This is a genomic window from Sphingomonas sp., assembly GCF_048594985.1.
Taxonomy (GTDB): Bacteria; Pseudomonadota; Alphaproteobacteria; order Sphingomonadales; family Sphingomonadaceae; genus Sphingomonas_I.
Genome location: NZ_JBMDXG010000039.1, coordinates 1 through 2107 on the forward strand (window position 1 = coordinate 1; position 2107 = coordinate 2107).

Below are 2107 nucleotides of genomic sequence, written 5' to 3' on the forward strand. Positions count from 1 at the left end.
CGTCCAGCGGCACGCTGAGGTCCGCGAACAGGCCGGCAGTGGTGGTCTCGCCGCCCGCCTCGCGCAGCCGCGTCGGCCGGCCCGCGACAGAGGTATAGCGCTCGTTGGTGGCGCCTTCGGTGTAGCGCGTGTCGCCGCCCACGCGCAGCTCGATCCCGCCGGGAAGCGGCGGGCGCAATTCGATCCGCCCGCCGAGGCCGGTCGCGGGGACGCTGAACTGATCGAGCGAGCGCGTGACGCCCGTCCGGCCGGCGGTGGCGCTGGCGAAGCCCGACGAGAATTCACGAATCTGGACGTAGCCCAGGGCTTCGAACCCCCAGCGGCCATGGCCGATCAGGCGGAGGCTGGCGTCGGCGCCCGTGGTGGCATTGTCGGTGCCGTCGAGCCCGCGATTGCGCTCGTCGCGCAGCAGCAGCATCGCGGCCTGAAGCTCGGTCTCGGCCCCCGTGGGCACGACCGCGCGCGCGGAGAAGGTGCCCTGGCGATAGTCGGCGGCGCGATCGGCGGGCCCGCGCTGCGAGGCGATGATCGGAATGAAGCCGTCGCCCTGGTCGTAGCTGGCCGATACGGTGGCGAAGCCCCCGCCGAGCGGGCGGGAGAGCGTGGCGTCCGCGCTGATCGAATCGCGGCTGCCATAGGCGAACGCGCCTTCGACGGGGCGCAGCATGTCGGGCCCCGCGCTCGAAATCTCGATCGTGCCGGCAAGCGCGCCCGACCCGAGCACGCCGCTGCCGCCGCCGCGCGTCACGCGCACCTGGCCGAGGCGCGCGGGATCGAAAGCGGTGAAGGTGACCCAGCCGCCGAACGGATCAATCTGCGGCACGCCGTCGAGCACGACCAGCGCGCGCGAGGACGCGTTGCCGCCGAGCCCGCGCAGCGTCGCGCCCTGACTTGTCGGGTGAGCCGAACGCGCATCCGACCGGCGATATTGCTGAAAGCCCGCAACATCGCGCAGCACATCCTCCAGCCGGCCCGACGCGGTCGAGGTGAGGCGGGCGCGGTCGATCGTGACCACGTCATAGGCGGCGTCGCCGGCGAGCGCGGGCAGACCCTGTCCGGTAACGACGATTTCGGCGGCGGGCGGGGGCGGCGGAAGAGCGGGCATGGCGGGCCCTTACCGTCGCTAAGCTGTTTGGCGAATTAAATTATCCGCGACCCTATAGGATCAGCGGCGGACGTCGAGCCCGCCTTCGAGGAAGGCGGCGAGATCGGCGCGGCCGAACAGGCTCGCGTCGCCCGGCAGGCTGTGCTTGAGCGCGGTGAGGGCGAGGCCGGAGCGCGCCACATCCTCCAGCGACTGTCCTTCCTGCTGGCCTTGCAACACGCCGGCGGCGAAGGCGTCGCCCGCACCGATCCGATCGACGATGCCCGCGATCCGCGCTTCGTCGGTCTGGAAGCCGCGCGCGGGCGTATCGACCCGCGCGGCGATGCGGTGATGATCGGTATCCTCGACATGGCGCGCGGTCGACGCGATCAGGCGGAGGTTGGGAAAGGCTGCGAACGCCGCCTCGGCCGCTTCGCGCCGCCGGTCGGCGCCCTCGCCCGAAAAATGGCGATCGAGCAGTAGCGCCACATCGCGATGGTTGCCGAACAGGATGTCCGCACGGGAGACGAGCGCGGTCAGCGTGTCGCGTGGGCGGCCGTCCCACGCTTCCCACAGCCGCGCACGGTAATTGCCGTCGAACGAGATCGGCACGCCCGCCCTCGCGGCGGCATCGGCGGCGGCGAGCGCGGCGGCGGTGCCGCCCGGCCCAAGCGCGGGGGTGATGCCCGACATGTGGAGCCTCCCGGCGCCGGCGAGCAGCGCGTCCCAATCCCACCCGTCGGCCGGGGCCTCGGCAAAGGCGGAGCGCGCGCGGTCGTAGATCACGTTGGTCGCGCGCAACCCGGCGCCGGGCGTCACGTAATAAATGCCCATTCGCCCGGGAAGCGTCCGGATCCCGGAGACGTCGACGCCCTGCGCCCTAAGCGCGCGCCGTGCCGCCTGGCCCAGCGGATCGTCGGGCAGCGCGCTGACCATCCGCGTCGGATGATCGAGACAGGCCAGCCCCGTCGCCACGTTCGCCTCCGCCCCCGCGACCCACACCGTCAGGTTGGGCGACTGGAG

General features: G+C 72.4%; 2 protein-coding genes. Both read right to left on the minus strand.

Going from position 1 to position 2107, the window contains the following annotated elements; translation table 11 throughout:
• On the minus strand, positions 1 to 1105 hold a 1105-nt coding region (locus ACOJSF_RS01560), incomplete at its 3' end, for a TonB-dependent receptor plug domain-containing protein (RefSeq protein ID WP_420140484.1).
• A 60-nt stretch (positions 1106 to 1165) separates the two neighbouring features.
• A partial coding sequence (locus ACOJSF_RS01565) for a sugar kinase (protein ID WP_420140485.1) occupies positions 1166 to 2107 on the minus strand: 942 nt, incomplete at its 5' end.